Here is a 1,401-nt window from a genome sequence, read left to right as displayed (position 1 = left end):
GGGTTACCTGGCGGCCCACGGCGTCAAACACTGTGACCACCGCGCCAGGCTGCGCCCCGACGAGGGTGGTGGCGCGGGCAGCGGGGTTGGGGAACAAAGCCAGCTCGGCGCGACCGGTTACGGCCACCGTCCGCACCGGCGAGTAGCTGTCCGTGCCGTCGGCATCGACCTGCCGTAGGCGGTAGTACACTAGGCTGGCGCCGTAGCGGGCAATGGCGGGGTCGAGCAGCTGGTACTCGTGGGGCTGGCTGCTGCTACCCGCTCCTGCTACCGTGCCGATGCGGCGAAAGCTGCGCCCGTCGGCGCTGGCTTCCACCTCAAACCGGTCGTTGTTTTTCTCCGAGGCCGTGGCCCAGCGCAGCAACGCGTCGCCCCCCCGACCCTCGGCCGTGAAGGCCACCAGCTCGACAGGTAGTGGATTGGCAGCGTTGCTGATGGTGAGGCGGCCCAGTACGGCGGTGGCAAACGAGAAGCTGCGGTTGCTGCCGGCTACGGTGGCAGCGGCCTGATTGCTCACCGCGCCCCACTGCGCGCTGCCTATGGCCGCGCGCCAAGCGCGGGCCTGGCTAAAATCGGTGAGGCCGTTGTCGTCGTCGGCAACCCAGTTGAGGGTAACGGGCACGGCAGCGCTAGGGGCGGTGGCGGTTTCCACGGTCCAGATACGGTCGATACCCTTGAGGGCGGCGTTGCTGAAGTTCACGCCGCGGCTTACGTTGTCGGTAAGCAGGCCGGCGGTGCGCGTGGCCGTTACCTGGCCCAGGCCGGTGCGGTCGAGGCTCAGGCCGTGGCCGAAATCGAGCACGCCGGAGCCGGCGGCGCGCTCGATTTTCAGGTTGCCCTGCACGTACTGGCCGGGGCCTTCGCCGCTGAGCGTGGCCTCGTCGGGTAGGGTGAGCGTAGCCGTGGGCGCAGTGCGCAGCAGGCCGCTTTGCAGCGTGAGGGCCGTGCCCACCGTGAGGTCGGCGGGCAGGTTGAGCGTGCGGTTGCCCACGGCCCCGGTGTTGTTGAGCACGAGCGTGGCCACGGTGGCGGCGGTGCCAGGCGTGAGGGTCTGGTTGGCAGTGCCCGAGAAGAGCAGCGTACCGGCCGAAACCAGCGTGCCAGCGTTGGTGAGGTCGCCGGTGAGTTGCACGGTGCCAGCGTTGTTGAGCGTGCCGCCGGTATTGTTTTGCACGCCACCCGCCACGTAGAGGGTAGCCCCATTCGTTACCGTGAGGGTAGCGCCATCGTTGGTAAGGCCGGTTTGGGCCAAGCCGGTGAGGGCGGGCAGCAGCAGGGCGAGGGTAAGAAGTTTCTTCATATCGATACGTTAAGATATTGAAAGTAAACCAGCCGGCGCGCACAAGCCATGAGGGCTGGCGCGCTACTACCGCCGGGCCTGCGCCGGCGGGCTGCCGGCCG

Annotated in this window: 1 pseudogene; it reads right to left on the bottom strand. The window is 68.3% G+C overall.

The window, feature by feature from the left end:
• Positions 1 to 1,300, bottom strand: a pseudogene (locus tag ACYVDE_RS22815) (hypothetical protein); the annotation flags it as partial.
• Positions 1,301 to 1,401 lie beyond the last annotated feature (101 nt).

The organism is Hymenobacter agri, from assembly GCF_054778495.1.
The sequence above is the reverse complement of the archived record's forward strand: the minus strand, read 5'-3'. Positions and strand labels throughout refer to the sequence as shown.